Raw genomic sequence first — 26,988 nt, 5'->3', positions numbered from 1 at the left:
GTCGCGGCGCGGAAAGGGCATTCATGGCACAGCAGGGCAACGGGTCGGGCAAAGGCAACGGTCCGCGCCGGGAACGGCTGGCCGCCGATGCGCGCTATGCCAAGACGCCCGAGAAGGCGCCCACCAAACCGGCCCCCCGCAAGCCGCAGCCTGCCGCTGGCTCGGGCCGCAGCCTTGGCCCGATCGGGATCTTGCTGACGCTGCTGGCGCGGTTTTTCGGCGGCACCATCGGGCTGATCTTCCGGGTGATCTGGGGGGTGACCTGGCGGCTGGGCATGACCGTGGGCGCGATCCTGGGGCTATCGGTCTTTTACATGTATTCCACCCTGCCCGATGCCGCAGCGCTGATGGATGGCCGCGCCCGCGGCTCGGTCACGCTGATGGATCGCAACGGCGAGATCATCGCCTGGCGCGGCGAAACCTATGACAACGTGACCGCCGACAGCGTGGCCCCGGCGCTGAAGAACGCCGTCATCGCCACCGAGGACAAGCGCTTTTACGGCCACCTTGGCATCAGCCCGCGCGGCATCATCGGCGCGATGCGCACCAATATCGCCGAAGGCCGTGGTCCGCTTGAGGGCGCGGGCGGCTCGACCATCACCGTGCAGGTCGCCAAACTGCTGTGCCTGGGCGTCGCCTACAACCCCGACGAATGGAAATCCGAAGCGGAGTATGAGGCGGACTGCCGCAAGTCCTCGATCTGGCGCAAGGTGAAAGAGGTTCCCTATGCCCTGGCGATGGAGGCGAAATATTCCAAGGATGAGATCCTGACCATCTATCTGAATCGCGCCTATCTGGGTGCCGGTGCGCGCGGGTTCGAGGCGGCCTCCGAACGCTATTTCGACAAGAAGGCCGCCGACCTGAACCCGGCCGAGGCGGCGATGCTAGCGGGCCTGCTGAAGGCGCCGTCCTATTTCTCGCCCACGTCGAATCTGGAACGGTCGCGCGAACGGGCGCGGCTGGTGCTGGGGCTGATGCGCGAACAGGATTACCTGACCCAGGCCGAATATGACGCGGCCATCGCCAATCCGGCGGAACTGTCGCGGTCGGCCACCTACAAGGCAGGCGGCTGGTTTGCCGATTGGGTGATGGAAACCGCGCCATCCTTCCTGTCGCGCGAAACGACCGAAGACGTGGTGATGCGCACGACCTTCGACCAAAAGATGCAGCGCGCCGCCGAACGCGCCCTGCGCAATGTCTTTGCCGAAAAGGTCAAGGACGGGTCGAACGCCCAGGCGGCGGTGGTCATCATGTCCGCCGATGGCGCGGTGCGCGCGATGATCGGCGGGCGCAACCAGCCCGAGCCGGGGGCCTTCAACCGCGCCACCATGGCCAAGCGCCAGACCGGATCATCGTTCAAACCCTTTGTTTTCGCCGCCGCGCTGGATCTAGGTTACACGCCCGACAGCATCGTCGATGACGCGCCGATCACCATCCGCCAGCGGGGGTCGCGGCCCTGGTCGCCCGAAAACTATACCCGCACCTTCCGCGGCCCGGTCAGCCTGACCACCGCGCTGTCGCAATCGCTGAACACCGCCACCATCCGCCTGCAAGAGGCCGTGGGGCGCGAGGCCGTGCGCCACGTCGCCGCCGATTTCGGCTTTGCCAGCGACCTCACCACCTCGCCGTCGCTGGGGCTTGGCGTGTCGGAATCCTCGCTTCTGGAAATGACCGGGGCCTATGCCGGCATCCTGAACGGCGGCACTTCGGTCCGGCCCTATGGCATCGCAGAGCTGCGCATCCGCGGCGACAACCAGCCGCTGATCGGCGCCTCGGGCGGGATGGGTGAGCGGGTCATCTCGCAACGCGCGGCGCAGGAACTGACCTGGATGATGCGCCAGGTGATTGACGGCGGCACCGGCAGCCGCGCGCGCCTCCCCGAAGGCCGCCCGGCGGCGGGCAAGACCGGCACCACCTCGGCGGCGCGCGATGCCTGGTTCATCGGCTTTACCGCGCAATATGTGGCCGGGGTCTGGATGGGCTATGACGACAACACGCCGCTGAAGGGCGTGACCGGCGGCGGCCTGCCCGCCGAGATCTGGCAGGCGGTCATGGCCGAAATCCACAAGGGCGTGCCGGTCGAGCCGCTGACCGGCAAACCCGCGCCGCGCCCCACGACCGCCGGAACGGCGCTGTCCTCCACCCCGCAAAGCCAGGGCGACCTGTTCACCTCGCAACCCTCGGCCCAGCCCGCGCCGGCCACGATCCCGCCCGGCACCAATCCCGACGTGGCCGAGGACATCTTGAAGGACGTGCTGGGCCAGTTTAACTGACCCCGCCCGTTCCGGGCCATCTTCAAAACCCGTGATTTTTCAAATGGGTGACTTTTTCGTCAATTCGATGGAGCGCCTGGTGGCGGTCATCGTCGTCTTTGCCCTGCTGCTGGTGCTGACGTCGATCGCGGTGATGTTCAGCGCCCAAGGCGGCTTCCTGCAAGGGCTGTTGATGCTGGTCCTTGGCAGCCTTTACATGGTGCTGATGTTCGGCATGGTCCATGTCGTTCTGGCGATCCGCGCCAACACCCGCCGCACCGCCATCGCGACCGAGGCGCTGCTGGCCCGCCAAGGCTGACCCCGCCTGAAGGGGGCAACGCCCGCCCCCTTCTTTCTTGCCCAAATACGCATCCCCGGCCGGGGCCGCAGATCAGGCCTCAGGCAGGATCAGATGCGCCCGCGCCGCCTGCACCAGCGGCGCGAAGTCCTGGGGCGCGGCGGCCATATGCTCGGCCAGTTCGGCGCGCATAGCGGGCGCCCAGAAATCGTTCAGATGCGCGGCCACGCGCGCCGCCTGATCGCCGCCCGGCTGGCTGGCGAAAAACGCGGCGATCTGGTTGGCCATGGGGACGATGCGATTGGACATGTCAGCCTCGGATCCGTTCGGGGTGGGTGTAAAGATCAAAGCGGCCATGACGCGCCGATGCGGCGACGGTCACACCCGCGCGGTCAGCCAGATCCAGCGCCTGCGCCGTGGGGGCCGAGGCGGCGATCAGCACCGGGCAACGCGCGAAGGCCGCCTTTTGCACCATGTCGACCGAGACCCGGCTGGTCAGCACGATGGCCCCGCTGGTGGGGTCGATGCCGCCCCGGATCAGCGCGCCGATCAGCTTGTCCAGCGCATTGTGCCGCCCCACATCCTCACGCGCCAGCAGGATGCCGCCTGCCTGCCAGAACCCGGCGGCGTGGACGGCGACGGTTTCGTCATGCAGCGGCTGATGGGCACGCAGCACCTCGGTCGCCTGCGCGACATCAGCGGCGGGCAGGGTCAGGCCGCCCGGCGGCAGAGGGTCTACGGGCCGCAGCGCCTGCGCCAGGCTGTCGATCCCGCACAACCCGCAGCCGACCGGCCCCATCATCGAGCGGCGCCGCGCGTTCAGCGCCGCCGCCCTATCCGCGGCCAGCCAGACGCGCGCCTCATGCCCGGTGTCATGGGTGACAATCTCGATGTCGCGGATCTGGTCGGGGGTCTCGACATAGCCCTCGGTCAGGGCGAAGCCGGTGGCGAAATCCGCCAGATCGGCGGGCGTCGCCATCATCACCGCCTGGGTCTGGGCGTCGAACACCATCGCCACCGGCACTTCCGCCGGAAGGCTGCGCGCCGACCCGTCATGGGTCGTGATCCGACGGGTCGGCGCGTGCGTCATTCGGCAGCCGGCAGGATGCGGCGCGACCGTTCGGCATGGGCGGCATAGTCGTTCTGCCAATCCGACGGCCCGTTCGAGGGCGTCACCTGCACCGCCGTCACCTTGTATTCCGGGCAGTTCGTCGCCCAGTCGGAAAAGTCGGTGGTGATGACATTGGCCTGGGTCGCGGGGTGGTGGAAGGTCGTATAGACCACGCCCGGCGACACACGATCGGTGATGGTCACGCGCAGACTGGTTTCCCCCGCACGGCTGGCCAGCCGCACGAAGTCGCCGTCGCGGATGCCGCGATGTTCGGCGTCATGGGGGTGCATTTCCAACACGTCCTCGCCATGCCAGACCACGTTATCGGTGCGCCGGGTCTGCGCGCCGACGTTGTATTGCGACAGGATGCGCCCGGTCGTCAACAACAGCGGGAAGCGGGGGCCGGTGCGTTCGTCGGTCGGGATGTATTCGGTGACGATGAACCGCCCCTTGCCGCGCACGAAGCCGTCGATATGCATCAAGGGCGTGCCATCGGGCGCATCGTCATTGCACGGCCACTGGACCGATCCCCGCGCCTCAAGCAGGTCATAGCTGACATTGGCGAAACTGGGCGTGGTCGCCGCGATCTCATCCATGATCTGACTGGGGTGGGTGTAATCCCAGCCCGCGCCCATGGCATTGGCCAGCATCTGCGTGACCTGCCAATCCTCATAGCCGTTCAGCGGCGCCATCACCCGGCGGACGCGGTTGATGCGACGTTCGGCATTGGTGAAGGTGCCGTCCTTTTCCAGAAAGCTGCTGCCCGGCAGGAACACATGCGCATAGTTCGCCGTCTCGTTCAGGAACAGGTCGTGGACGATCACGCAGTCCATCGCCGCCAGCCCCGCCGCGACATGGTGGGTGTCGGGGTCGGATTGCAGGATGTCCTCGCCCTGGCAATACAGGCCCTTGAAGCGCCCGGCGACGGCGGCATCCAGCATGTTGGGGATCCGCAGGCCGGGTTCGGGGTCGATCTCCACGCCCCAGGCAGCTTCATAGATCGCCCGAACATCGGGGTTCTTGACGTGGCGATAGCCGGGCAGCTCATGCGGGAACGACCCCATGTCGCAGGAACCCTGCACGTTGTTCTGGCCGCGCAACGGGTTCACACCGACGCCGCGCCGCCCGATATTGCCGGTCAGCATGGCCAGGTTGGCAATGGCGATCACCGTGGTCGAGCCTTGCGAATGCTCGGTCACGCCCAGACCGTAATAGATCGCCGCATTGCCGCCGGTCGCATACAGCCGCGCGGCAGCGCGCAGGTCGGCGGCGGGCACGCCGGTCACGACCTCGGTCGCCTCGGGGGCGTGGCGGGGGTCGCGGATGAAATCCAGATATTCGCGGAAACTTTCATCCTCGCAGCGTTCCGCGATAAAGGCGTCATTCGCCAGCCCTTCGGTCACGATGACATGGGCCATGGCGCTGACCACGGCGACATTCGTGCCGGGGCGCAGGGGCAGATGCTGGGCCGCGCGGATATGCGGCGATTTCACCAGATCGATGCGGCGCGGGTCGATGACGATCAGCTTCGCCCCCTGCCGCAGCCGCTTTTTCAGGCGGCTGGCAAAGACCGGGTGGCCATCGGTCGGGTTCGCCCCGATCACCAGCACCACATCGGCCTCTTCCACGCTGTCGAAATCCTGCGTGCCGGCACTGGTGCCATAGGTCTGGCCCAGACCGTAACCGGTGGGCGAATGGCAGACGCGGGCGCAGGTGTCGGTGTTGTTGTTGCCAAACACCGCGCGGGTCAGCTTTTGCACCAGATAGGTTTCCTCATTGGTGCAGCGGCTTGAGGTGATCACCCCGATCGAGCGTTTGCCATGCTGATCCTGAATCGCGCGCAGGCGGTTCGCGGCAAAGCTCAGCGCCTCATCCCAGCCGACGACGCGCCAGGGCTGGTCGATGCTGTCGCGGATCATCGGGTTCAGGATGCGGTCCTTGTGCGTGGCATAGCCATAGGCGAAGCGGCCCTTGACGCAGCTATGGCCGTGGTTGGCGAGGCCCCCCTTGTGCGGGACCATGCGCACCAGCCGGTCGCCGTTCAGTTCCGCCTTGAAGCTGCACCCGACCCCACAATAGGCGCAGGTCGTGACCACCGACCGGGTCGGCGTGCCCAGATCGACCACCGATTTTTCCACCAGCGTCGCCGTCGGGCAGGCCTGCACGCAGGCCCCGCAGGACACGCAATCCGAGGTCAGGAAGGTGTCGTTCTTGGCCCCCGCCTTGATCCGGCTGTCAAAGCCGCGCCCCTCGATGGTCAGGGCGAAGGTGCCCTGCACCTCCTCGCAGGCGCGGACGCAGCGCATGCAGACGATGCACTTGGCCGGATCATAGGCGAAATAGGGGTTGGTTTCGTCCTTGGGGATATAGCGCGGGTTCGGGCCGGTGGCGCTGCGCTGCGCGAAATGGTTTTCACCCGGCGCATAGCGCACGTCGCGCAGGCCGACGACGCCGGCCATATCCTGCAATTCGCAATCGCCATTGGCCGCGCAGGTCAGGCAGTCCAGCGGGTGATCGCTGATATACAGCTCCATCACGCCCTTGCGGATGCGGGTCACCTTGTCGGATTGGGTATGCACGACCATGCCCGGCATGACCGGCGTGGTGCAGGAGGCCGGGGTGCCGCGCCGCCCCTCGATTTCCACAACGCACAACCGGCAGGAACCGAAGGCCTCAAGGCTGTCGGTGGCGCACAGCTTGGGCACGGTGATCCCGGCCTCGGCGGCGGCGCGCATGACCGATGTGCCCTCGGGGACGGTGACGGCGATGCCGTCGATGGTTAGCGTGACGGGGGCACCGTGGCGGGCGGGGGTGCCCATGTCGCGGTCGTCCCAGGGAATGATCAGGTCTTTCATTCCGCAGCCTCCTTGGCGCGCACGAAATCATCGGGGAAATGGGTCAGGGCCGACATCACCGGATAGGGGGTGAAGCCGCCAAGCGCACACAGCGAGCCTTCTTTCATCGTGTTGCACAGATCGGTCAGGATCGCGGGCGCGGCCGGATCGCCCGCGGCGATGCGGTCGATGGTTTCCACGCCGCGCACCGCGCCGATCCGGCAGGGGGTGCACTTACCGCAGCTTTCGATGGCGCAGAAGGTCATCGCAAAGCGCGCCATCGCCAGCATGTCGGCGCTGTCGTCAAACACCACGATCCCCGCATGGCCGATCAGCCCGCCCTTTTGATCGAAATCCTCGTATCCGAAGGGCGTGTCGAACTGCGCGGGCGGGATATAGGCGCCCAGGGGGCCGCCGACCTGCACCGCCTTCACCGGGCGACCGCTGGCGGTGCCGCCGCCGATCTCGTTCACGATGCGGCCAAGAGGCATCCCGAAGGCGCTTTCAAACAGCCCGCCGTGCTTGACGTTACCGGCGATCTGGATCGGCATCGTGCCCAGCGACCGGCCCAGGCCAAAGCCCGCGTAATGCGCCGCGCCTTTTTCCAGGATCACCGGCACGGTAGCAAGCGACAGTACGTTGTTGACCACGGTGGGCTTGCCGAACAATCCTTCGAGCGCGGGCAGCGGCGGCTTGGCGCGGACCACGCCGCGCTTGCCCTCAAGGCTGTTCAACAGGCTGGTTTCCTCGCCGCAGACATAGGCCCCGGCGCCGGTGCGCACCTCCATGTCGAAGGCGCGACCCGAACCCAGCACATCGCGGCCCAGCAGCCCGCGCGCGCGGGCAATGTCGATGGCCTGCGCCATGACGGCGATCGCGTCGGGATATTCCGACCTTGTATAGACATAGCCGCGCGTCGCCCCGGTGGCGAGGCCGGCAATCGCCATCCCCTCGATCAAGGTGAAGGGGTCGCCCTCCATCAGCATCCGGTCGGCAAAGGTGCCGCTGTCGCCCTCATCGGCGTTGCAGACGATGTATTTCTGCGCTGCCTTGGCCCCGGCGACGGTCTGCCATTTGATGCCGGTCGGGAAACCCGCGCCGCCGCGCCCGCGCAGGCCTGAGGCCGTGACCTCGGCCACGATGGCGGCGGGGTCCATGGCAATGGCGCGGCGCAGGCCGACCAGACCGCCGTGGGCCGCGTAATCATCCAGATCCAGTGGGTCGATCAGGCCGACGCGCGCAAAGGTCAGCCGGGTTTGCGCGGCAAAGAACGGGATGTCCTCGACCGTCCCCAGACTGGGGGTATTGCCGTCGAACAGGCCCGGCACATCGCGCAGCGTGACCGCGCCATGCGCCTTGCGGATGCCATCGCCCCAGTCGATTTCGACCAGCGGTTCCAGCCAGATCATGCCCCGGCTGCCATTGCGGATGACGCGGGCGTCCAGACCGCGCGCGGCGATTTCGGCGGTGATCGCGGCTGCGACCTCATCGGCGCCGACGGCGCGGGCGGCGGCATCGCGGGGAACGTAAATGCGCATCATGCCCCCAGATCCTTCAGCATGGCGGTCAGGCGGGGTTCGTCCAGCCGGGCGACCAGGTGATCTTCGCCGACGATGGCGGCGGGGCCGCTGGCGCAGAGGCCCAGGCAATAGACCGGTTCCACCGTCACCGCGCCATTGGCACTGGTGCCGTGCCAGGCCAGACCCAGCCGGGCAAGCGCGGCCTCGGCCACGGCCTCGCTGCCGCGCGCCTGGCAGGCCTCGGCCCGGCAGATCTTGACGACATGGCGGCCTGCCGGCACCTCGCGGAAGTCGTGGTAAAACGTCATCACGCCATGCACCTCGGCGCGGCCGATGTTCAGCGCATCGGCGATCAGCGGCACGGCGTCCTGCGGGACATGGCCGTATTCGCGTTGCAGCGCGTGCAGGATGGGCAGCAGCGGCCCCTCAAGCCCCATTTGGGACTGGATGATGGCGCGGATGGCGTCGGTCTGTGGCGTGGCAGGTTGCATGATCCCCCCTGGCTGTCGAACCAGTTACGCGGGGTCATCATGCGCAATCAATATCGCTATTCCGTTGAGTGATAGCCAAACCCTATCAAACGCGGGGTCGCGTCACCCGCGCGGCGGCGTCCAGCAGCGCCTGCAACAGCGGCGTCTGCGGCTCGGCCCAGGGCGCGATCAGGCCGACGGCATGGCCGGTGCTGGCCGACCCCACCGGGATCGCGGCCAGCGTGTCGCCCGCCGACAGAAAGGCCGCCAGATCGGCGGGCAGCACGGTGATCCAGCCTCCCTGCGCCACCGTCGCGGCCAGCACCACGGTCGAGTTGCTTTCGATCCCGGCCACCGGGGCCACCCCGGCCTCGGTCAGGTTGCGGTTGATGATGCGGCGGTTCTGCATGTCGGGCGTCAGCAGCGCCAGCCGCCGCCCGCCCAGATCGGCCCAGCCCACCATGCCGCGCGCGGTCAGCGGATCATCGCGGCGGCAGATCACCGTGAAGCCCTCACGATACAGGAACGCGGTCTGCACGCGGCCCAAGGGTTCGTTGTCCAGATAGGACAGGCCCGCATCGACCGCCCCCTGATCCAGCATCGCCAGCAGATCGCGCGAGGCCCGCGACAGGATCGTCAGCGTGACATCGGGGTGGCGGGCGGTCAGGTCGGTGGCCAATCGCGCCGCCCAGGTCAGCGCGGTCGGGATCACCGCCAGCCGCAGCGTCCCCGCCAGCCCCTTGTGCGAGGCGCGCATGTCGTCGCGCAAGCGGCGCACATCGCCGCTGATCCGTCGCGCCATTTCCAGCGCGCGCTCGCCCTCGGGGGTCAGGCCGCGATAGCGCGATCCGCGCTGCACCAGCTTGACGCCCAGCATGTCCTCCAACTGGCGGATGCCGGTCGAAAGGGTGGGCTGGGTGACGCCCAGGCTGGCGGCGGCGCGGCCGAAATGGCCTTCGCGCGCAAGGGCGATCAGCATGTCAAGTTTGGTCAGCATCGGCGCCCCCTTTGGGCGTGCAGTGGATCACGAACCGGCCAGTGCCTGCAAGCGCGCCCGCTTGCGCGCGGCCTGACGCGGCGCGCCGTAATCCATCCAGACAGCCGAGCCGAGCCACAACGCCAGCATCGCCCACAGATCGACCGCCAGCTTGTGCAGCCAGCCCTGATCGGCGGGGTTCATCTGGAAGGCGTCACCGATGACCGACAGCAGCACCCCCAGCACAAAGGCCCACAGCCCGGCCCGGCCGATGGTCTGCAAGGCCCGCCCCAGACCGGTTGCCGAAGCCCGCGCCAAAGGCCCCGCCAGCGGCCCGACCACCAGCCAGGCCGCCGACAGAATCCCCAGATAGCGCGCGCCATCCAGCGACCATTTGTCGACGCTGCCATGGACCCAGGCCAGCCAGGCATGAACAGGCTGCGCCACCGGACCCAGGGCACCGGCCAGGCTGAAGGCGCCGCCAAACAGCCAGATGACCACCGCGATCGGTGTCAGCACCGATCCCCATGGCCGCAGCGCCGCCATGATCTGCAACCGCCACAGCCCCATCGCCACACCAGTAAAGAACAGCATCTGCCAGCCGAACGGGTTGAATAGCAGCCCACCATCGCGGTGATTGGGGATCAGCGCGTTCAGCGCCGGCGCGTTCAGCCAGATCAGCAGCGAAACCAGCGCCGCCGGCACCGGCCAGCGCAGGATCAGCGGCACCGTGACCGGGACCGAGGCCAGAAAGATCACATAAAGCGCCAGCACATCGACCAGATTGGGCTGCATCCACATCGTGCCGACCGCACCGACATAGCCCAGCGGATTGTCGATGATCCATTGCGCATAGGCCGACCAGACGGTCGTGTGGTTCAGTCCCAGCTCAAACAGCGCGCGCGATACCAGGGCCATGGCGACCGCGCCCAGCACCAGGGCGCGCCACACCTCGAACGCGCGGCGGGCAAAGCGGCGGCGGGCGACACTGGTGCCGTGGCGCGCCTCGATGCCGCGCCAGACGATGCCGACCAGAAAGCCCGACAGCAGCACGAACAGCTCGGCCGCGTCGAACAGCGCCCAGCTTGACAGGGTGGCGGCACTCAGCACCCCGACCGGCAGATGGTCCAGCATGATGCAGACCAGCGCAAAGCCGCGCAGCATATCCAGGGTGATCGACCGGTTCATTCCGGCAGTCGCCCCCAGGCATCCAGCAGCGCGGGATCGGCGATCAGGGCCGCGGTCTCGGCCCGGTCCAGAAAGCCAAGCGCCTGCGTGCGCCCATCGGCATGGGCGACCTTGGCCGCCGCCGAAATCGCAGGCAGGCGGCGCGCGGCGGGCAGATCGGCGGGTGGCGGCAGCATCGACAGATGCTGCGCGCGCAAGCCGTCATCGCCCAGCCGCAGCAGGCCCGGCGCGCCCTCGACGGGGCGCGGCAGGCGGCGGGCGGCGGCGGTGGCCTCGGTCAGGATCGGCGGCATCAGGCGTTCTTCAGGCGTCACCAGAAGGCCGTGCAGCCGCGCCCAGCGACCGAACACCGGGCTGGCCGAATAGCGCGAGGTCAGCGGCGACAAGATCAGCCCGGCCAGGATCGGCGACAGCCAGATCAACTGCCCCGGCGCCATCGCCGCCAGCACGACCAGCGTGCCGACCCCCAGGGCGACATGCACCCAATGCCGCCGCCAGACGACGGACCATTCGGGCATCGCGCCCTGGCGCAACTGCGCCTCCCATCCCGAATCGCGGCCCAGCAGGATGTCGGCGATCTGCCGGGTCTGGGTCAGCATCTGCACCGGGGCGATCAGCGCCGACAGCAGGATTTCAAACAACGCCGAGGCCAGCACCCGCCGCTTGCCGCCCACGTTGCGCGACCAGGGCCGCCACCAGGCGCGGGCGGTGGCGATCAGCTTCGGCACCATCAGGAACGCCATCGCGGCCATGAATAGCCACAGCATCCGGCGGCTTTCAAAGACCGGCCAGTTCGGGAAAAGCTGATAGGTCGACGGGAAATATTCCGGCGTCGACAGCAGCACCGAGGCCGACAGCGCCAGCCCCACAAGGATCAGCGCCAGCCACAGGGGCGACATCACAAAGCCCAGCACGCCGATCAGGAAATGCAGGCGGCTGACCGGCGCCAGCCCGCACGCCCCGATCAGCCGCAGATGTTGCAGGTTGCCCTGCGCCCAGCGGCGTTCGCGGGTGGCCATGTCAATCAGCGTCGGCGGGCTGCCCTCATAGCTGCCGCGAAGGTCGTGATCCAGCCGCACCTTCCACCCGGCGCGGATCAGCAGGGCGGCCTCGACGAAATCATGCGACAGGATGGTGCCGCCAAAGGGCGGCTTGCCCGGCAGCCGCGGCAGGCCGCAGCATTGCGCGAAGGCGCTGACGCGGATGATCGCGTTATGACCCCAGTAATTGCCGGTATCGCCCGACCACGCGGCCACGCCGCGCGCGATCATCGGGCCATAGACGCGGCCCGCAAATTGCGTCAGCCGGGCAAAGATGGTTTCGCCGCCAACCAGCATCGGCATGGTCTGGATCAGCCCGATCGCCGGATCGCCTGCCATCCGCGCCGACAGTTGCGCGATGGTGTCGCCGGTCATCACGCTGTCGGCGTCCAGCACCACCATCTGATCGTAGCGCCCACCCCATCGGCGCACGAACTCGGCCACGTTGCCGGCCTTGCGGTCGATGTTCTCGTCGCGCAGCCGATACCAGATCGGGATCGGGCTTTCCGCCCGCGCCGCCTGCACGGCCAGGGTTTCGTTGACCACCACATCCGGGCGGCGGCTGTCGGACAGAACGAAGATCTCGGCCCGGCCAGTCAGCCCGGCGCGGTCCATATCCTCGGCCAGGGCGGACAGGATGCCGACGCTGATCGCCGCGTCCTCGTGATAGATCGGCATGACCACCACCAGCCGGGCGTCATTCGGCCCCGAGGGCGTGGTCAGGCGCGGCGCGAACAGCCCCGCCAGCATGGATGAAAACGACAGGCCCACCCAGGCAAAGGTCAGCGTGAACAGCCCCAGCATCAGAAATTGCAGCAGCGTCACGCGATCCCCGAAGGCCGCGAACATCTGCTGAAAGCCGATGATGCTGATGGCCAGCGTGCCGCCAAAGGCCACCAGCTGCGCGGCGATCACACGGCCATCGGTGCCGGTCCGCTGCGGCCCCTCGACGCCGGGCGCGGGGGCGCGGCGGAAATCCTGTTCCGGCATCTCGATCGGCGCTTCCGGCGGCAGCGGTGGCAGAATGCGGGGGGGCTGGCTCTGCATCGGCTCTACCGCGACCATCGTGCCATCCAGGTCTCGCTCAGCGGGCCATCATTGCCGTTCAGCACCGCCGTCAGCTCGGCCACCTGGCTGTTGCCCGGCTCATATTCGAACGACAGCCGCAGCACGTTCTGATCGGGCAGCGCCTTGACATAGGAATGCCCAACCGTCCCCGAGGACGCCGTGACCGACCATTGCGGCAGCCCGAACTGGAACAGCGCCAGTTCGAAATCGACGATATAGGTCAGCCCCTTGCCGTTGATCGACTTGCCCGCCCGGCTTTGCACGACCTGCGCCGCCAGCGGCCGTTCGGGCGGCAGCGCGCCAAAGGTCATGCGATAGCCGAAGTCGTGCTGCTGCCCGGCGGCCAGCGGCGCGGCGGGCGTCCAATAGCTGACGATATTGTCGTTGAACTCATTCTCGACGGGGATTTCGATCAGCCGAACCTCGCCTTGGCCCCAGGCCTGCGACGGTTCGATCCAGACCGAAGGGCGCAGGTGATAGCCCGCTTCGGCATCCTGATAATCGGCAAAGCTGCGGGCGCGCTGCACCAGGCCGAAGCCGCGTGGATTGCTGTCCACGAAGCCCGAGATCTGAAGCGTCTTGTGCGCCCCCAGAAGCCGCCACAGATGCATCCCGGCGCCGGTTTCCATCTGCAAGCCGTCGCTGTCATGCACCGACGGGCGATAGTCGTTCACGCCGGGGCTGGCCGGGCCGAACCAGAACATCGAGGTCAAGGGCGCGATCCCCGCCCCCTCCAGATCGACCCGCGGGAACAGCGCAATGCGGGTGACAAAGGTGGTTTCCACGCCGGGCGTCACCACGAACTCATAGGCGCCGGCCACGGATTTGCTGTCCAGGATCGCATGGATGGTGATCGAGGCCTCGCCCGCCTGCGGCTCATGCACCCAGAAGTCGGTGAACAGCGGGAACTCTTCGCCCTGCGGGCTGCCGGTGCGGATCGCCAGACCGCGCGCCGACAGGCCATAGAGCGTGTCACGCGCCACGGCGCGGAAATAGCTGGCGCCCTGGAACACAAGGAATTCATCCATGACATCGGGGCGGTTCAGCGTGGTGCGCAGCCGAAAGCCCGACCAGCCCATGTCGCCGACCGCTGTGCGGTCCAGCTCGGGCGGGAACAGCGCGTCGTCGAAATCCAGCATCTGCGGCGAAAAGCTGATCGGCTGCACCTGGCCGTTGCGCACCACGCTGATCTTGACCGGTTCGTAAAAGATCAGCCCCGGCGGCAGCAGGTCCATGCCAAAGGTCGCGCCATCGCCCGAAAACGGGTCAAGGTCGCGGCGGAACCGGATGGCGCGATACTGATCGTAATTCAGATCCTTAAACGCGCCGGCCAGCGTCGACAGCGGCTGGCGGTATTCCGCCGCGGCCCGACCGCGCGCCAGCACCACCACCTCGTCAAAGCCGAAGCGGGTGGGCGGTGCGACCGGCTGACCCTGCACGGCCCCCGCCGCCAGCCCAAGCGCCGCAGTCGCGGTCGCCGTCATCAGAAAGTCGCGTCGATGCATGATGGTCCGCCCAGGCAGAATCCGCAGGAAAAGCGGCGCGTATATACGCCCGCCGCGCAGGCGCGGCAAGTTGGGCCAATGTCACAAAACATCGCGGTTTGCCACGGTTATCAGATGAAAAAAGCTGCCTGTTGCGCGGCCACCCGCCGATTGGGGGCGGAATGCGCCGGTTTCGGCCAGCTTCTCGCCGGCTGCATCGAAAACGCGTGCCAGCGGTGCGTCGGGCTGTGACAGGATCGTGGCATAGTGAAACTCATGCCCGCGCAGATCGGCCCCGACGGGCAGGCCGGGGATCGGTGCGACCAGATGCGCGCGCCGGTATCCCAGATGCATCCTGCGCCGCGCGAACGAGGTTTCCAGCCCCAGCAGCCCCGCCATCCGATGCCGCACCCCATCGGCATCGACCAACCCGGCCCCCATCGCCATGTAACCGCCGCATTCGCCGTGCACGGGCCGGGTCGCGGCAAACCGTTCCAGCCCGGCGCGATAGATCTGGGCGGCTGCCAGCCGACCGGCGTGCAGCTCGGGGTAGCCGCCGGGCAGCCAGCAGCAATCGGCGCTGTCATCGGGGGCCTGATCGGCCAGCGGCGAAAACGGCAGGATCGTCGCCCCCGCCGCGCGCCAATGGGCCAGCAGATGCGGATAGACAAAGGAAAACGCCGCATCCTGCGCCAAGGCGATGCGGCCGCCCGGCAGCGGCAGATCGGGGGCAGGGCCGCCCGGCATCGGGCCAGCGGCAGCGGCAGCCACCAGCGCGTCCAGATCGACATGGGCGGCGACGAAATCGGCAGCCTGATCCAAGATCGCCTGCAACTGCGGCAGCTCAGCGGCCTGAACAAGGCCAAGGTGGCGTTCGGGCAGGCGCAGATCGGCGTTGCGCGGCAAGGCGCCCAGCACCGGGATGCCCACCCTGTCCAACCCGTCGCGGCACAGCGCCAGATGACGCGGGCTGGCGATGCGGTTCAGCACCACCCCGGCCAGCCGCACATCGGCGCGCAGCCGGTCAAAGCCCAGCGCCACCGCCGCCGCCGACTGCGCCTGACCGCCGACATCCAGCACCAGCACCACCGGCCAACCCATCAGCGCGGCCAGATCGGCACTGGCGCCATGGCCGCATTCACCCGGCACGGCCACGCCGTCAAACATCCCCATCGCGCCCTCGGCCAGGATCAGATCCGCGCCCGCCGCCTGATCCGCCAGTGCGCCGATCCGACCCGCCGGCATCGCCCATGTGTCCAGGTTGAACGAGGCCCGCCCCGCCGCCGCCGCATGAAAGGCCGGGTCGATGTAATCCGGCCCGTTCTTGAACGGCGCCACGGCCAGCCCGCGCCGCCGCAAGGCCCCCAGCAAGCCCAGCGTCAGTGTCGTCTTGCCGCTGCCCGAGGCAGGCGCGGCGATCATCAGGCCGGGGATGGGCGGGCTTTGGCGCATGGCCCGGTTCTGCCGCCTTGCGCCGCACTTGTCCATTGCCCCGCTTCCGGTCTAGGCAGGTCAGGACCGACAGAAAGGACGCCCGATGATCACCGATCCCGCCCGCCACGCTGAAAAGATGGCCAAGAAAAAGGCCGCCCATGACCGCATCATGGCCCAGAAGTCGGGCGAAAAGGGGCTGGTCATCGTGCATACCGGCGCGGGCAAGGGCAAATCCTCGTCCGGGTTCGGCATGATCCTGCGGTGCATCGCCCATCAGATGCCCTGCGCCGTGGTGCAGTTCATCAAGGGCGACTGGGACACGGGCGAACGCCGCCTGCTGACCGAAAACTTCAGCCACCTGTGCCAGTTTCACGCCATGGGTGAGGGCTTCACCTGGGAAACCCAGGACCGCGAGCGCGACACCGAAATGGCGCGCAAAGGCTGGGAGATGGCAAAATCGCTGATCCGCGACCCCTCGATCCGGCTGGTCCTGCTGGACGAGATCAACATCGCCCTGCGCTATGGCTATCTTGACCTTGATGAGGTGCTGGCCTTTCTTGCCACCGAAAAGCCCGAACTGACCCATGTCGTGCTGACCGGCCGCAACGCCGCCCCGGCGCTGATCGAGGCCGCCGATCTGGTCACCGAGATGACGCTGGTCAAGCATCCGTTCCGGTCCGGCATCAAGGCCCAGCCGGGGGTGGAATACTGATGTCGGATGCCTCCGGCGGGGATATTTGAACCAAGAAGAATGGGCTTTCTTCTTGGCGGAAATATCCCCCGCGGAGCGTCCGCAGGTGACACCGGCGCAAGGCATGAGGGGGGGCGGATGGGCGCGATCATGATCCAGGGCACCGGGTCGAATGTCGGCAAGTCGGTGCTGGTGGCGGGGCTGTGCCGGGCGGCGCGGCGGCGCGGGCTATCGGTGGCGCCGTTCAAGCCGCAGAACATGTCGAACAACGCCGCCGTGACCGCCGACGGGGGCGAGATCGGGCGCGCCCAGGCCTTGCAGGCCCTGGCCTGCGGGATTGATCCGATCTGCGACATGAACCCCGTCCTGCTGAAGCCCGAGACCGACACCGGATCGCAGGTCATCGTGCAGGGCAAGCGGCTGGCCACCGTGCGGGCGCGCGAATATGCGGGGCTGAAGCCGCAACTGATGGGCGCGGTTCTGGACAGTTTCGCCCGACTGCGGGCCGCACATGATCTGGTGATCGTCGAGGGCGCCGGCAGCCCGGCCGAGGTCAACCTGCGCCCCGGCGACATTGCCAACATGGGTTTCGCGCGCGCCGCCGATGTGCCGGTGATCCTGGCTGGTGACATTGACCGGGGCGGGGTCATCGCCCAGATCGTCGGCACCCAGGGGGTGCTGGACCCGGATGACGCGCGGCTGGTCGTGGGCTTTCTGATCAACAAGTTCCGCGGCGATCCGGCGCTGTTTGACGATGGCTATCGGCTGATCGCGGATCGCACAGGCTGGCGCGGTTTCGGCGTGCTTCCGTGGTTCCCCGGTGCCAGCCGCCTGCCCGCCGAGGATGCGCTTGATCTGCGCGGCGCCCGCCGTCCGGGGGCCACGAAGATCGCCTGTCTGATGCTGTCGCGGATCGCCAATTTCGACGATCTGGACCCTTTGGCGGCTGAACCCGGCGTCGATCTGGTGATGGTCGCGCCCGGCCAGCCGATCCCCGGCGATGCGGCCCTGGTGATCCTGCCGGGCAGCAAATCCACGCGCGGCGATCTGGCCTTTCTGCGCGCGCAAGGCTGGGACATCGACCTGATCGCCCATCACCGCCGCGGCGGCGCAATCCTGGGGATCTGCGGCGGCTATCAGATGCTGGGCCACGCGGTCGACGACCCGCAGGGAATCGAGGGTGCGCCCGGATCGACCCTCGGACTTGGCCTTCTGGAAATCGCCACCACCATGACCCCGGCCAAGCGGCTGACCCGCACCGCCGCCACACATGTCGCCACCGGCGAGGCCGTGCAGGGGTATGAGATCCATATCGGTCGCAGCGACGGCCCCGACCGCGCCCGCCCCTTTGCCCGCATCGGCACCACGCCCGAGGGCGCGGTGTCACCCGATGGGCGCGTCATGGGCAGCTATCTGCACGGGCTGTTCGCCGCCGATGCCTTCCGCGCGGCTTTCCTGGCCGGGCTTGGCATCGCGGCGGGCGGCGTTGACCACGGCGCCAGCGTTGAGGCGGCGCTGAACGATCTGGCCGACCATATCGAGGCCCATCTGGACGTGCCGGGCCTGCTGGCCTTGGCGCGCTAACGCTCAAGCCAGTCGGCAGAGGTGTTTTCTTGCCAGCCGGCGCGGTGCAGCAGCGGCGTGTCATCGGTGAAGGCCGGGTGGCCCAAGCACAGCAGCGCACTGAACTGCCAGTCGGCGGGCACATCCAGCAGCGCCGTCACCTCATCCGGGTTCAGGACCGAGACCATGCCAAGGCCAAGGTTTTCCGCACGCGCGGCCAGCCACAGGGTGTGGATGGCCATGGCGGTCGACTGGTGCAGGGTCTCGGGCATGGTGGCGCGGCCCAGGCGGTGCCCCGCCACGGGGTCGATCTGGGTGAGGACGGCCAGCACCTCGGGGGCGGCGTCCAGACCGGCCAGCTTCAGCCCGTCATAGGCGGCGCGCCGGTCGCCCTGATAGCTGGCGGCGGCGGCGGCATTGGCGCGCTGGAAATTGTCGCGCAGTCGGGCGCGCAGGGCCGGATCGATGATGCGCACCACCCGCCAGGGCCGCGCGTTGCCGACCGATGGCGCCATGTCCATCGCCGCCCGCAGCCGGCCCATCACCGCAGGGTCGATGGGATCGGTGCGGAAATGCCGCACATCGCGGCGCCATCGCAGGATGCGGGTCAGGGTCTCGGCCTCGGCGCGGGAAAAGTCGGTCATGTCAGGGCCTTTCCAAGCTGCGCCCATTCGGCAACCGACCCCGGCAGGCCAAGGCGCAGCCAGTGATCGTGCCAGGGAAAGATGCGCGACCAGATGCGGCCGCGCGCCAACCGCTCCTGCGCGGCGGCGGCGTCGGGCGTGTGATACAGGCGGAACAGATGCGCGCCGCCGACCAGCGACCAACCGGCAGCGGCGGCCAGGGCGTCCAGCCGCGCGGCGTCGCGGGCCAGCCGCGCCGTGGTCGCCGCCTGCCAGGCGCGGTCAGTCAGCGCCGCGCAGCCAATGGCAATCGCCGCGCCCGAGACCGGCCACGGCCCCGCCCGCCGCGCCAGCCCATTGATCCGGTCGGGCGCGCCGATCACAAAGCCCAGCCGCAGCCCGGCCAGGCCATAGAACTTGCCAAAGGACCGCAGCACCAGCGCCGGTCCGGGATCGGCGGCGATCGACAGATGCGGCACCGGATCGGCGAAACTTTCATCGACGATCAACTGTCCGACACGACCCGCCAGATCGCGCAGCGCCTGCGGCGCGTGGGTCTGGCCGTCGGGGTTGTTGGGGTTCACCACCACCGCCAGATCGGCCCCCGCCAGATCGGCCAGCCGCGTCACCGGATCGACCTGCCAACCGGCTTCGCGCAGGGCGGCGGCATGTTCGTTATAGGTCGGCGACAGCACCGCCGCCCGCCCCGGCGCGGCCAGCCCCGGCACCATCTGGATCGCCGCCTGCGCCCCGGCGACCGGCAGCACGGCGGCCTGCGTGCCATAGGCCGTGCGCGCCGCACGGGTCAACAGGTCCATCGCCGCGCGGGTCGGCAGGTCGGTCCAGGCGGAGCCCGGCAGGTCGGGCAGCGGATAGGGCACGCGGTTGATGCCCGTCGACAGATCGACCCAAGGCCCGCCGCCCCAGCGGGCCTGCGCCGCATCCAGATTGCCGCCATGGTCGCGCATCACAGCACCGCCATCATCAGGATCACCGCCCACAGGCTTGCCATCGCACGGCGATACAGCGCAAGCCCCCGGCCGAGATCATGCAGCCCCGGATCGGGCGCGGCGGGGTTCAGCCACGGCTCATCCGCGATGCGGTCGCCATAGGCGCGCGGCCCGGACAGCCGCACCCCCAGCGCGCCGGCCATCGCCGATTCCGGCCAGCCGGCATTGGGCGACCGATGCCGCCGCGCGTCGCGCGCCACCACCCCCCAGGCCGCCGCCCGCCCCGAGACCGCCGCGAACAGCGCCCCGGTCAGCCGCGCGGGCAGCAGGTTGGCCAGATCGTCGATCCGGGCCGAGGCCCAGCCGAAATCCTGATACCGCGCGTTGCGGTGGCCGATCATCGAATCCAGCGTATTGATCGCCTTATAGGCGGCGATCCCCGGCAGACCGGCGACCAGGCCCCAGAACAGCGGCGCGACGATGCCGTCGGACGTGTTCTCGGCCAGACTTTCCAGACCGGCGCGGGCCACGCCGGGGCCGTCCAGCCGCGCCGGATCGCGCCCGACGATCATCGACACCGCATGGCGCGCGCCGGTCAGATCGCCCGCCGCCAGTGGCCCTGCCACCGCCGCGACGTGATCGTGCATCGACCGGATCGCGATCAGCGGCCAGGCAAGGATGCCGCCCAGCACCACCCCCAGCCAGCCCCCCGGCAGCGCCGCCTGCGCCAGCGCACCCAGCCCCGCCGCCGCGCCGATCACCACCACCGCCGTGGCCACCCCCTTGACACGCCGCGCGGGGCCGTGGTTCAGCCGCGCCTCAAGCGCCGCGATCAGGCGGCCCAGCCAGGTCACCGGATGGCCGATGCGCGCATAGATCGGCTGCGGCCAGCCAAGCGCCACATCGACCGCCATCGCCACTGCCATCATCGCCGCAAAGCCCATCAGCGCCCGCCCCCCCGAAAGCGCAGGATGCCGCGCAGCCCGGCGGCCTGCAACGCCGCGCGGGCATGGGGCGGCACCGTGCCGGGCGCAAAGATCAGTCCGCGCGCCGCCCCGGTATGGGCGATCTGCCAGCCAAGCGCGCCCAGATCGCGCGCCAGATCGGCCATGGGATCGCCCCCCTGCCCGCCGCGCCGCGCCAGCGTCCGCGCCGCACTTTCGCTGGCCAGCGCCGCGAAAACCGGCAGATCGCGGCAGCCCTGCCAGCGGGTGACAAGATCGGCAATGTCGGGGAAGTCCTGATCGGCGGGATCGGTCGGGCGCGGTGGGCCGGAAAAGCCGCCGATCACCTCATGCGCGGGCAGGGCTGGCAGGCGCGCGCAGATCACCCCCCGGCGCGAGGCCCACAGCAGCCGGTCAGGCTGCGGGAACATCAGCGGATCGCTGGCCCCCTCGGCCGCCAGACAGGCGTGGGCCAGATCGGCGGGGCGGCCGCGCCAGCCCGACAGCCGCGCCGCCGCGATCAGGCTGGCGGTCGAGATGCCGGTGCCCAGACCGGGGGCGGCGCGCAGGCGCAGATGGACGGGCGCGACCGGATGGCCAAGCGCCGCCGACAGCCGCGCCAGCCGCTGATCGGGCGCCGCCGCGGCCCCGTGCCACGCCGTCAGCCCCAGCCGCGCGCAGGCCATGGTGATCAGCACGACCGGGCCATCCGACCCCAGCCGCCCCTGCATCCATTCCCCGAAATGCCCCGGCACGCGCACCACATGCCCCGACACTTGCGCCATGACGCCCCCTTTGCGCCCCGATTGCGGGCCGTCTGTCGCCAAATCCGCGCCCGGGCGCAAGCGCCATCGGGTCAGCGCTTTTTCAGCAGCCGATAGGTGTTGCGTTCGCTGATGCCCATGGTCTCGGCGACCCGCTGACGATTGCCACCGAACCGGTCCAGCAGGTCATCCAGATAGACCTGACGGATTTCCTCAAGGCTGGGCAGGTGGTCAAAGCGCAGCGAGACCAGCGCATCGGGCGGGCTGGCGGGCGCGGGATGCAGGCCGAAATGCACCGGGAGAATGTCGGCGCTGTCGGCGGACATGATGATGCTGCGGTCGATGGCATTGTGCAATTCGCGGATATTGCCGGGCCAGTCATAGGCGGCCAGCGCGGCCAGCGCCTCAGGCGTGAAGTCCTTGTCGATGCCGCGCTGAAACGCCCGCCCGGCCAGCAATGAGCGGGCGAGCGCGGGAATATCCTCGCGCCGTTCGCGCAGCGGCGGCACCATCACCACCAGCCCGGACAGCTGATAGAACAGATCGGCGCGGTAGTGGCCCTGCCGCACGCGATCCTCGAGATCGACCGAGGTGGCGGCGATGAACCGCGCGGGGCAGGGTCGGGCGACGGTGCTGCCCTGCGGGCGATAGACGCGCTGTTCGATCAGCCGCAGCACCGGGCCTTGCAGGGCGGGCGGCAAGCGTTCGACATCGTTGAAGAACACGGTGCCGGATTCCACCGGGGCCAGCAGCCCGTCGCGGCGCGGGCCGCCGGCCTGGGCCTCGCTGCCGAACAGCTCGGCGGCGGTCAGGTCGCTGTCGCAGTCGATGGTGATCAGCCGGCCATTGGCGCGGCCCGACTGGCTGTGGATCGCGTTGGCGACCACGCTTTTGCCGGTGCCGCCCTCACCCCGGATCAGCACCGGGCTGTCCGAGGCCGCGATCAGCCCGATCAGCCGGGTCAGCTCGCGCATCGCGGGGCTGTCACCGATCAGGTCGAACCGGGCGACCCGCTGCGCCTCGGCCTGCCAGAAGGCGACATCGCGTTTCAGCGACTGGGTTTCAAAGATCCGGGCGACGGCCAGATCCAGCGCCTCACGCGTGACGGGCTTGACCAGATAGTCGACGGCCCCCGCGCGCACCGCCGTCACCGCCTGATCGATCGAGCCATAGGCCGTCAGCATGATCACCGGGCACAGATCGGCCAGATGCGGCAGGAATGCCAGCCCATCGGTATCGGGCAGCCGCACGTCAAGGATGGCCAGATCCGGCGCGCCCTGATCCAGCAGCGCCTGCGCCTCGGCCCGCGACCGTGCGCCGCGCGCGACATAGCCCATGTCGTCGATCTGGTCGCACATCAGCCGGTTCAGGGTGCGGTCATCCTCGATCACCAGCACGCTGCGAACATGCAGCGGATTGGATGGCGGATGCGAGGGGCCGGGCATGTCAGACACCTTTGGCGGCAGGCGATGCCGGGGGTTCGGCATCGGGATCGGGGAAGGTCAGGGTAAAGGTGGTGCCTTCGCCCTGCTGGCTGTCAACCTTGACCTGTCCACCGCTGCGGTCAAGGATCGACCGGACGATCGCCAGCCCCAGCCCGCGCCCGGTGCTGTTGTCGGCGCGGCGCGACCAGAAGGGCATGAAGATCCGCTCAAGATCGGCGGGGGCGATGCCGACGCCGGTATCGGCCACGGTCAACTGGATACGGCCCGCCTGCGGCAGGCGACGGGCAGCGATGGTGGTCACGCCGCCGGGCTGCATGGCGTGAAAGCTGTTCATCACCAGATTGGTCAGCAGCATCCGCAGATCGGCATCGGGCATCAGCAGCCGCAGGTCGGCGGGCACGTCGGTCACCACGGACACCCCCAGCCGCTCGGCCTGAAACCGCAGGATGCCGGTCGCGCCCTGCACCACCGGCAGCAGGTCGATCAGCGCCTGCCCCTCGCCCGGCGGCGCGGACAGGCGTAGCAGATTGTCGGTGATTTGCAGGCATTTACCGATTTCATCGCGCATCAGGTCGAAGTAATCGGCGGCGCGTTCGGGCCGCCCCGCCGCCACCTCACGCGAAAGCGCCTGCATCGCCAGTTCGACCGAGGACAGGGGATTGTGGATTTCATGCGCGACGCCGGCAGCCAGAAGCCCGATTTCCGACAGCCGTTCGGCCTGCGACAGGCGCATCTGGCGATCAAGATCGCGGATCGATTCCACCACCGCATCGCCGTCATCGCCGGGGATCGGGGCCGAGGACACCTCGACTGCGGTCTGGGCATCCGGGCCGGCCACATGGGTGTCGCGGAAGGTCAGGGCGGCGCGCTGACCGGCGCGCAGCTCGGCCACGGGGCAGGTGACCAGCGTGGCCGGGCAGGGCGTGGCCCGCCCGTGCGACGACAGATGGCAGGGCTGGCCGACAATCGCCGACAGGGGCTGGCCCACCTGTCGGGCATAGGCGTCATTCGCCGTGCGGATGATGTAATCGGCACCGATCACCCGCACCCCGTCGGGGATGCCGTCGATCAGCGATTGCAGCCCGGCCTTGGATCGTTCGACCGCCGCCATGCTACCCGCCAGCCCCTGCGCCATGCGGTTGAACGACTGGCCAAGCGCCGCGATCTCATCCTGGCCGGGCAGGGCGACGCGGGTGTCCAGCGCGCCGCCCGCAAGCGCCTGACTGGCCGCCGACAGCCGCGCCAGCGGCGCGATGACCACCCGGCGCAGCGCCAGCCACAGCGCCGCGCTGCCCATCGCGGTGACCAGCGCGCCGATCCCGGCAAGGGTCAGGGTCGAGCGGATCGCCTCCGCGCGGATGGTGGCGGCCTCAAAATCGACGACCAGCAGGCCGTTCACCGGCTGGGCGCTGACCGGCGGATGGCAGGCGGCGCATTCGGCGCGGTTATGCACCGGGTTGACTGACCGCAGCACCGTCGCGCCGCCTTCGTCCAAATAGCGGGTGGCGGTGTCCTGGCTGGCAACAGCGGCCAGCACCGCCTCGCCGCCCAGCACCTGCCCGATCAGGCCGGGGTCCGAGGCAAACCGCACCTCACGTGAAGGGGCGATGATCATCGCCCGCGCCACGCCCTGCTGGGTGCCCAGCCCGGTCAGAATGTCCTGAAGGCCGGGGATGTCGCGCTTCAGCATGGCGTTTTCCAGCGCGCCTTGCAGCAGGTCGTTGATCTGGGTCGCCGCGCGGGCATGGGCGTCGATCATCTGGCTGCGGTAATGGCTGGCCAGCACGCCCAGGAACAGCACCGAGGCGAGCGCCAGCACCCCGATCACCACGAACACCAGCTTGCGCTGAAGGCCCGCGCCCGACCATGCGCGCGACCACAGGGTCATGTGAACACCTGGAACAGCTTCTTGTGGTGGCCGGTTTCGCGGCAGATGCGGCACAGGCCATCGGCGGGGGCCGCGCCGGGGGCGTGGCTGGGCACGCCGCAAGCCCGGCAGCGCCAAGCCGACAACGCCACATCGGGCGCGGCAGCGGCCAGCGGCGTGACGGTGACGGCATCCACGTCGCAGACATCCAGGCACAAGGCGCAGCCGGTGCAGCGCGCGGCATCGGCGTGATAGGCCGGGCCGGCGCCCAGAACCAGTGCCTGCGCCGGGCAGATCGTCACGCAAGCATCGCAGCCAGTGCAGCGCGCGGCATCAATCGCCGGGGAGAAGGCAAAGACCGGCACCTGGTCCCGCGCTGCGTGCCGATGCAGGGCGACCAGCGTCGGGCGGGGATCGGGGGGCGGCGCGGGCGGCGGGCTGCCGGCGCGAAACAGCGCCCGGCGCGCGGGATCATCCAGCGGATCGGCGGCGGGCAGCAGCGCCAGATCGCCCGGCCCCGCCGGACGCGCGGTGATCGCCAGCAGCCCGCGACTGGCACATATCGCCGCCAGCCGCGCCAGCGGGTCGTCGACCGTGGTCAGCGGGCGGATCGCGCACCCCTCGCAATCGCCGGTGGCCAGCGCCAGATCGACGATGCCATCGGCCAACAGCGTCGCCAGATCGGCCAATGACAGCGCGTGTACGCAGGTCGCCGCCGCGCGGCCCTGTGCCGCCGGATGGCGCGCGCAAAGCGCCACCGCCACCTGCCCCGACCGGCGCGCGGCAATCACCGGCGCGGCCTGCGGCTGGGCCAGCGCCCGCTGCGGACAGGCCGCGACACAGGCCCCGCAACCCGAACAGGCGGTGGGGTCCAGATGCAGGTCTGGCCCGGCGGGAAAGATGGCGATTTCGGCGCAGACATCCTCACACGCCTGGCACGAGGCATCCAGCGCGCGGGCATGGGTGCAGGCGCCGGGATGCAGATCGGGCGCCAGAACTGCCGCCCCGTGTCCTACCAACTGACCGACATCCCCGGCACATAGGCGGCGTTTTCCAGCGGTTCGGCCTGACGCACCGGCTTTTCATCGGGGCGCTGTTCGACCGGGCCGCGCGGCACGCCGGTGATCGCCGCGATCATCTCGCGCAGGGCATCCAGATACATCGCGGTCAAAAGCCCGGTGGTGGCGGTCAGCGGCTGCGCGGCGCGCTTGGCGACACGGCGGCCGAACTCGGGCACCCAGGGCAGGACGTGACGATCCAGAAACCGCCCGGCATCGACCGCCGCAGGCGCGGTGCCCTGCCGCAGCAGATGGGCCACGAACTCAAGCTCATGCACGATGTGGTCGTCGGACCGGATCCGCCAGTTCGGCACGCTGACGCCGTAATGGTCATACCATTCGCGCACCTCGAACATCGGCAACTGGCGTTCCAACTGATCCTCGGTCAGCCAGACCGAGCCGTTGGGCGAGATCCGCAGGCCGTGGTTCAGATAGATGTCGGCAAAATCGACAGCAAGCTGATCCAGCGTGGGATCGTCCAGCCGGTCGGGCAGCATCGCCAGCGCCTCGGCAAAGGCGCGGGCGGCCAGGTTGCCGTCCTGCCCGGTCAGCATCGCCTGAAACAGCCCGCCCGCATCCATCTGCCGCAGCGCGTCGATCAGATCCTGGTCGACCTCGCGGTCGTGCAGGCGGATCAGGATCGCCAGCGCCTCGGCCCCCGCCGCCAGTGCCTCGGCACCGCCGGCGGGCAGTTCGGTCGGCATGGCCTCAGCCATCGACACGCCCCTTGGAATGCGGGACGAACACGATCGAGGGGTTGGTCAGTTCCGGGTTCGCCATGCTTTTCACCTGGCGGACGACCTCATCATTCGGGCCGCGCGCCTTGGTTTGATAGGAACCGTCGCGCAAGCCGTCAATCGGGCCGACATCCAGCACCCGCATCATGCAGGCGCTGACGCAATAGGGTTTGCGCCCGGCATCCTGTTCATCGACGCACATGTTGCATTTGCTGACGATGTTGTGTTCGGGGTCGAACTGCGGCGCGCCGAAGGGGCAGGCGGCCTCGCATTTGCGGCAACCGATGCACAGGGTGCTGTCGATATCGACGATCCCGTCCTTTTGCCGCTTGAAGATCGCACCTGTCGGGCAGGCCGGCAGACAGGCCGGTTCGCCGCAATGGTTGCAGGACATGTTGATCTTGAAGGCAAAGACGTTCGGAAACACGCCCCCCTCGATATACTGAACCCGGCGAAAGCGCGGGCCGGCATTCAGCCCGTTCTTGTCCTTGCAGGCGATTTCGCAGGCCCGGCAGCCGATGCAATCCACGTTGTTGTGGATGAAGCCCATCTGCATGTCGGGCACCACGGGGGTATAAACCTCGTGCTTGCGCTTGCGGGCGTTTTCCTTGATCCGCGCCTTGATCGCCGCGCGATCAAGCGTCTGGGTGGTGTTGGCCATTTGCTATCCC

The 26,988-nt window shown here is 68.8% G+C and carries 23 protein-coding genes; 4 read left to right on the top strand and 19 right to left on the bottom strand.

Annotated features, from left to right (window positions below; all coding sequences use genetic code 11):
- Positions 1–23: 23 nt before the first annotated feature.
- Both ACEYYA_RS05350 and ACEYYA_RS05345 read left to right on the top strand, forming a co-directional pair.
- Positions 24–2,273: a transglycosylase domain-containing protein gene (locus tag ACEYYA_RS05350; protein ID WP_374798368.1), complete on the top strand. Its 2,250-nt coding sequence runs from the start codon at positions 24–26 to the stop codon at positions 2,271–2,273.
- 43 nt (positions 2,274–2,316) lie between these two features.
- Positions 2,317–2,571 (top strand): hypothetical protein, encoded by a 255-nt coding sequence (locus ACEYYA_RS05345; RefSeq protein WP_374798366.1) that lies wholly within the window; start codon positions 2,317–2,319, stop codon positions 2,569–2,571.
- 72 nt (positions 2,572–2,643) lie between these two features.
- On the opposite strand, the gene ACEYYA_RS05340 is transcribed toward ACEYYA_RS05345, so the two are convergent.
- The 10 genes from ACEYYA_RS05340 to ACEYYA_RS05295 form a co-directional block, all read right to left on the bottom strand.
- The gene (locus tag ACEYYA_RS05340) at positions 2,644–2,859 is read right to left on the bottom strand and encodes a formate dehydrogenase subunit delta (RefSeq protein ID WP_374798364.1); all 216 of its coding nucleotides are present in this window, start codon (positions 2,857–2,859) and stop codon (positions 2,644–2,646) included.
- A gap of 1 nt (position 2,860) precedes the next feature.
- The gene (gene fdhD, locus ACEYYA_RS05335; RefSeq protein WP_374798362.1) at positions 2,861–3,640 is read right to left on the bottom strand and encodes a formate dehydrogenase accessory sulfurtransferase FdhD; all 780 of its coding nucleotides are present in this window, start codon (positions 3,638–3,640) and stop codon (positions 2,861–2,863) included.
- Positions 3,637–6,516 carry a formate dehydrogenase subunit alpha gene (fdhF, locus tag ACEYYA_RS05330; protein ID WP_374798360.1) on the bottom strand — a complete coding sequence of 960 codons (2,880 nt, stop codon included), beginning with the start codon at positions 6,514–6,516 and terminating at the stop codon, positions 3,637–3,639. The genes fdhD and fdhF overlap by 4 nt, the downstream gene beginning before the upstream one ends.
- Positions 6,513–8,033, bottom strand: coding sequence for a formate dehydrogenase beta subunit (locus tag ACEYYA_RS05325; protein ID WP_374798624.1), 1,521 nt, complete (start codon positions 8,031–8,033; stop codon positions 6,513–6,515). The genes fdhF and ACEYYA_RS05325 overlap by 4 nt, the downstream gene beginning before the upstream one ends.
- Positions 8,033–8,506, bottom strand: coding sequence for a formate dehydrogenase subunit gamma (locus tag ACEYYA_RS05320; protein WP_374798358.1), 474 nt, complete (start codon positions 8,504–8,506; stop codon positions 8,033–8,035). Before ACEYYA_RS05320 ends, ACEYYA_RS05325 begins: the two co-directional genes overlap by 1 nt.
- Before the next feature lie 85 nt (positions 8,507–8,591).
- The gene (locus ACEYYA_RS05315) at positions 8,592–9,482 is read right to left on the bottom strand and encodes a LysR family transcriptional regulator (RefSeq protein ID WP_374798356.1); all 891 of its coding nucleotides are present in this window, start codon (positions 9,480–9,482) and stop codon (positions 8,592–8,594) included.
- 27 nt (positions 9,483–9,509) lie between these two features.
- Positions 9,510–10,649, bottom strand: a complete 1,140-nt coding sequence (opgC, locus tag ACEYYA_RS05310; protein ID WP_374798354.1) for an OpgC domain-containing protein — start codon at positions 10,647–10,649, stop codon at positions 9,510–9,512.
- On the bottom strand, positions 10,646–12,736 hold the full coding sequence (gene mdoH, locus ACEYYA_RS05305; RefSeq protein ID WP_374798352.1) for a glucans biosynthesis glucosyltransferase MdoH: 2,091 nt from the start codon (positions 12,734–12,736) through the stop codon (positions 10,646–10,648). The genes opgC and mdoH overlap by 4 nt, the downstream gene beginning before the upstream one ends.
- Positions 12,737–12,741: 5 nt before the next feature.
- Positions 12,742–14,262: an OpgD/OpgG family glucan biosynthesis protein gene (locus ACEYYA_RS05300; RefSeq protein WP_374798350.1), complete on the bottom strand. Its 1,521-nt coding sequence runs from the start codon at positions 14,260–14,262 to the stop codon at positions 12,742–12,744.
- A gap of 81 nt (positions 14,263–14,343) precedes the next feature.
- Positions 14,344–15,693 (bottom strand): cobyrinate a,c-diamide synthase, encoded by a 1,350-nt coding sequence (locus tag ACEYYA_RS05295; protein ID WP_374798348.1) that lies wholly within the window; start codon positions 15,691–15,693, stop codon positions 14,344–14,346.
- 85 nt (positions 15,694–15,778) lie between these two features.
- On the opposite strand from ACEYYA_RS05295, the gene cobO reads away from it, so the two are divergent.
- Both cobO and ACEYYA_RS05285 read left to right on the top strand, forming a co-directional pair.
- Positions 15,779–16,387 (top strand): cob(I)yrinic acid a,c-diamide adenosyltransferase, encoded by a 609-nt coding sequence (gene cobO, locus ACEYYA_RS05290; protein WP_374798346.1) that lies wholly within the window; start codon positions 15,779–15,781, stop codon positions 16,385–16,387.
- Between the two features lie 117 nt (positions 16,388–16,504).
- A complete protein-coding gene (locus ACEYYA_RS05285; RefSeq protein ID WP_374798344.1) occupies positions 16,505–17,950 on the top strand; it encodes a cobyric acid synthase in 1,446 nt (481 codons plus the stop codon).
- Here ACEYYA_RS05285 and bluB read toward each other — a convergent pair.
- The 9 genes from bluB to ACEYYA_RS05240 all read right to left on the bottom strand — a co-directional run bounded on the left by bluB (position 17,947) and on the right by ACEYYA_RS05240 (position 26,978).
- Entirely contained in the window at positions 17,947–18,573 is a 627-nt protein-coding gene (bluB, locus tag ACEYYA_RS05280) for a 5,6-dimethylbenzimidazole synthase (protein WP_374798342.1), read from the bottom strand. The two genes, ACEYYA_RS05285 and bluB, sit on opposite strands and share 4 nt — an antisense overlap.
- On the bottom strand, positions 18,570–19,520 hold the full coding sequence (gene cobD / locus ACEYYA_RS05275; RefSeq protein ID WP_374798340.1) for a threonine-phosphate decarboxylase CobD: 951 nt from the start codon (positions 19,518–19,520) through the stop codon (positions 18,570–18,572). The genes bluB and cobD overlap by 4 nt, the downstream gene beginning before the upstream one ends.
- The gene (gene cbiB / locus ACEYYA_RS05270) at positions 19,520–20,446 is read right to left on the bottom strand and encodes an adenosylcobinamide-phosphate synthase CbiB (protein ID WP_374798338.1); all 927 of its coding nucleotides are present in this window, start codon (positions 20,444–20,446) and stop codon (positions 19,520–19,522) included. Before cbiB ends, cobD begins: the two co-directional genes overlap by 1 nt.
- Positions 20,446–21,231 carry a propanediol utilization protein gene (locus tag ACEYYA_RS05265; RefSeq protein ID WP_374798336.1) on the bottom strand — a complete coding sequence of 262 codons (786 nt, stop codon included), beginning with the start codon at positions 21,229–21,231 and terminating at the stop codon, positions 20,446–20,448. Before ACEYYA_RS05265 ends, cbiB begins: the two co-directional genes overlap by 1 nt.
- Before the next feature lie 71 nt (positions 21,232–21,302).
- Positions 21,303–22,655, bottom strand: coding sequence for a sigma-54-dependent transcriptional regulator (locus tag ACEYYA_RS05260; protein WP_374798334.1), 1,353 nt, complete (start codon positions 22,653–22,655; stop codon positions 21,303–21,305).
- Position 22,656: 1 nt separating this feature from the next.
- Positions 22,657–24,543 (bottom strand): sensor histidine kinase, encoded by a 1,887-nt coding sequence (locus tag ACEYYA_RS05255; protein ID WP_374798332.1) that lies wholly within the window; start codon positions 24,541–24,543, stop codon positions 22,657–22,659.
- Positions 24,540–25,541, bottom strand: coding sequence for a 4Fe-4S binding protein (locus ACEYYA_RS05250; RefSeq protein ID WP_374798330.1), 1,002 nt, complete (start codon positions 25,539–25,541; stop codon positions 24,540–24,542). Before ACEYYA_RS05250 ends, ACEYYA_RS05255 begins: the two co-directional genes overlap by 4 nt.
- A complete protein-coding gene (locus tag ACEYYA_RS05245) occupies positions 25,535–26,296 on the bottom strand; it encodes a TorD/DmsD family molecular chaperone (protein WP_374798328.1) in 762 nt (253 codons plus the stop codon). Before ACEYYA_RS05245 ends, ACEYYA_RS05250 begins: the two co-directional genes overlap by 7 nt.
- Entirely contained in the window at positions 26,289–26,978 is a 690-nt protein-coding gene (locus ACEYYA_RS05240; RefSeq protein WP_374798326.1) for a 4Fe-4S dicluster domain-containing protein, read from the bottom strand. Before ACEYYA_RS05240 ends, ACEYYA_RS05245 begins: the two co-directional genes overlap by 8 nt.
- Positions 26,979–26,988: the final 10 nt, after the last annotated feature.

This window comes from Paracoccus zhouxuedongae (assembly GCF_041927815.1).
Classification (GTDB): domain Bacteria; phylum Pseudomonadota; class Alphaproteobacteria; order Rhodobacterales; family Rhodobacteraceae; genus Paracoccus.
The sequence above is the reverse complement of the archived record's forward strand: the minus strand, read 5'-3'. Positions and strand labels throughout refer to the sequence as shown.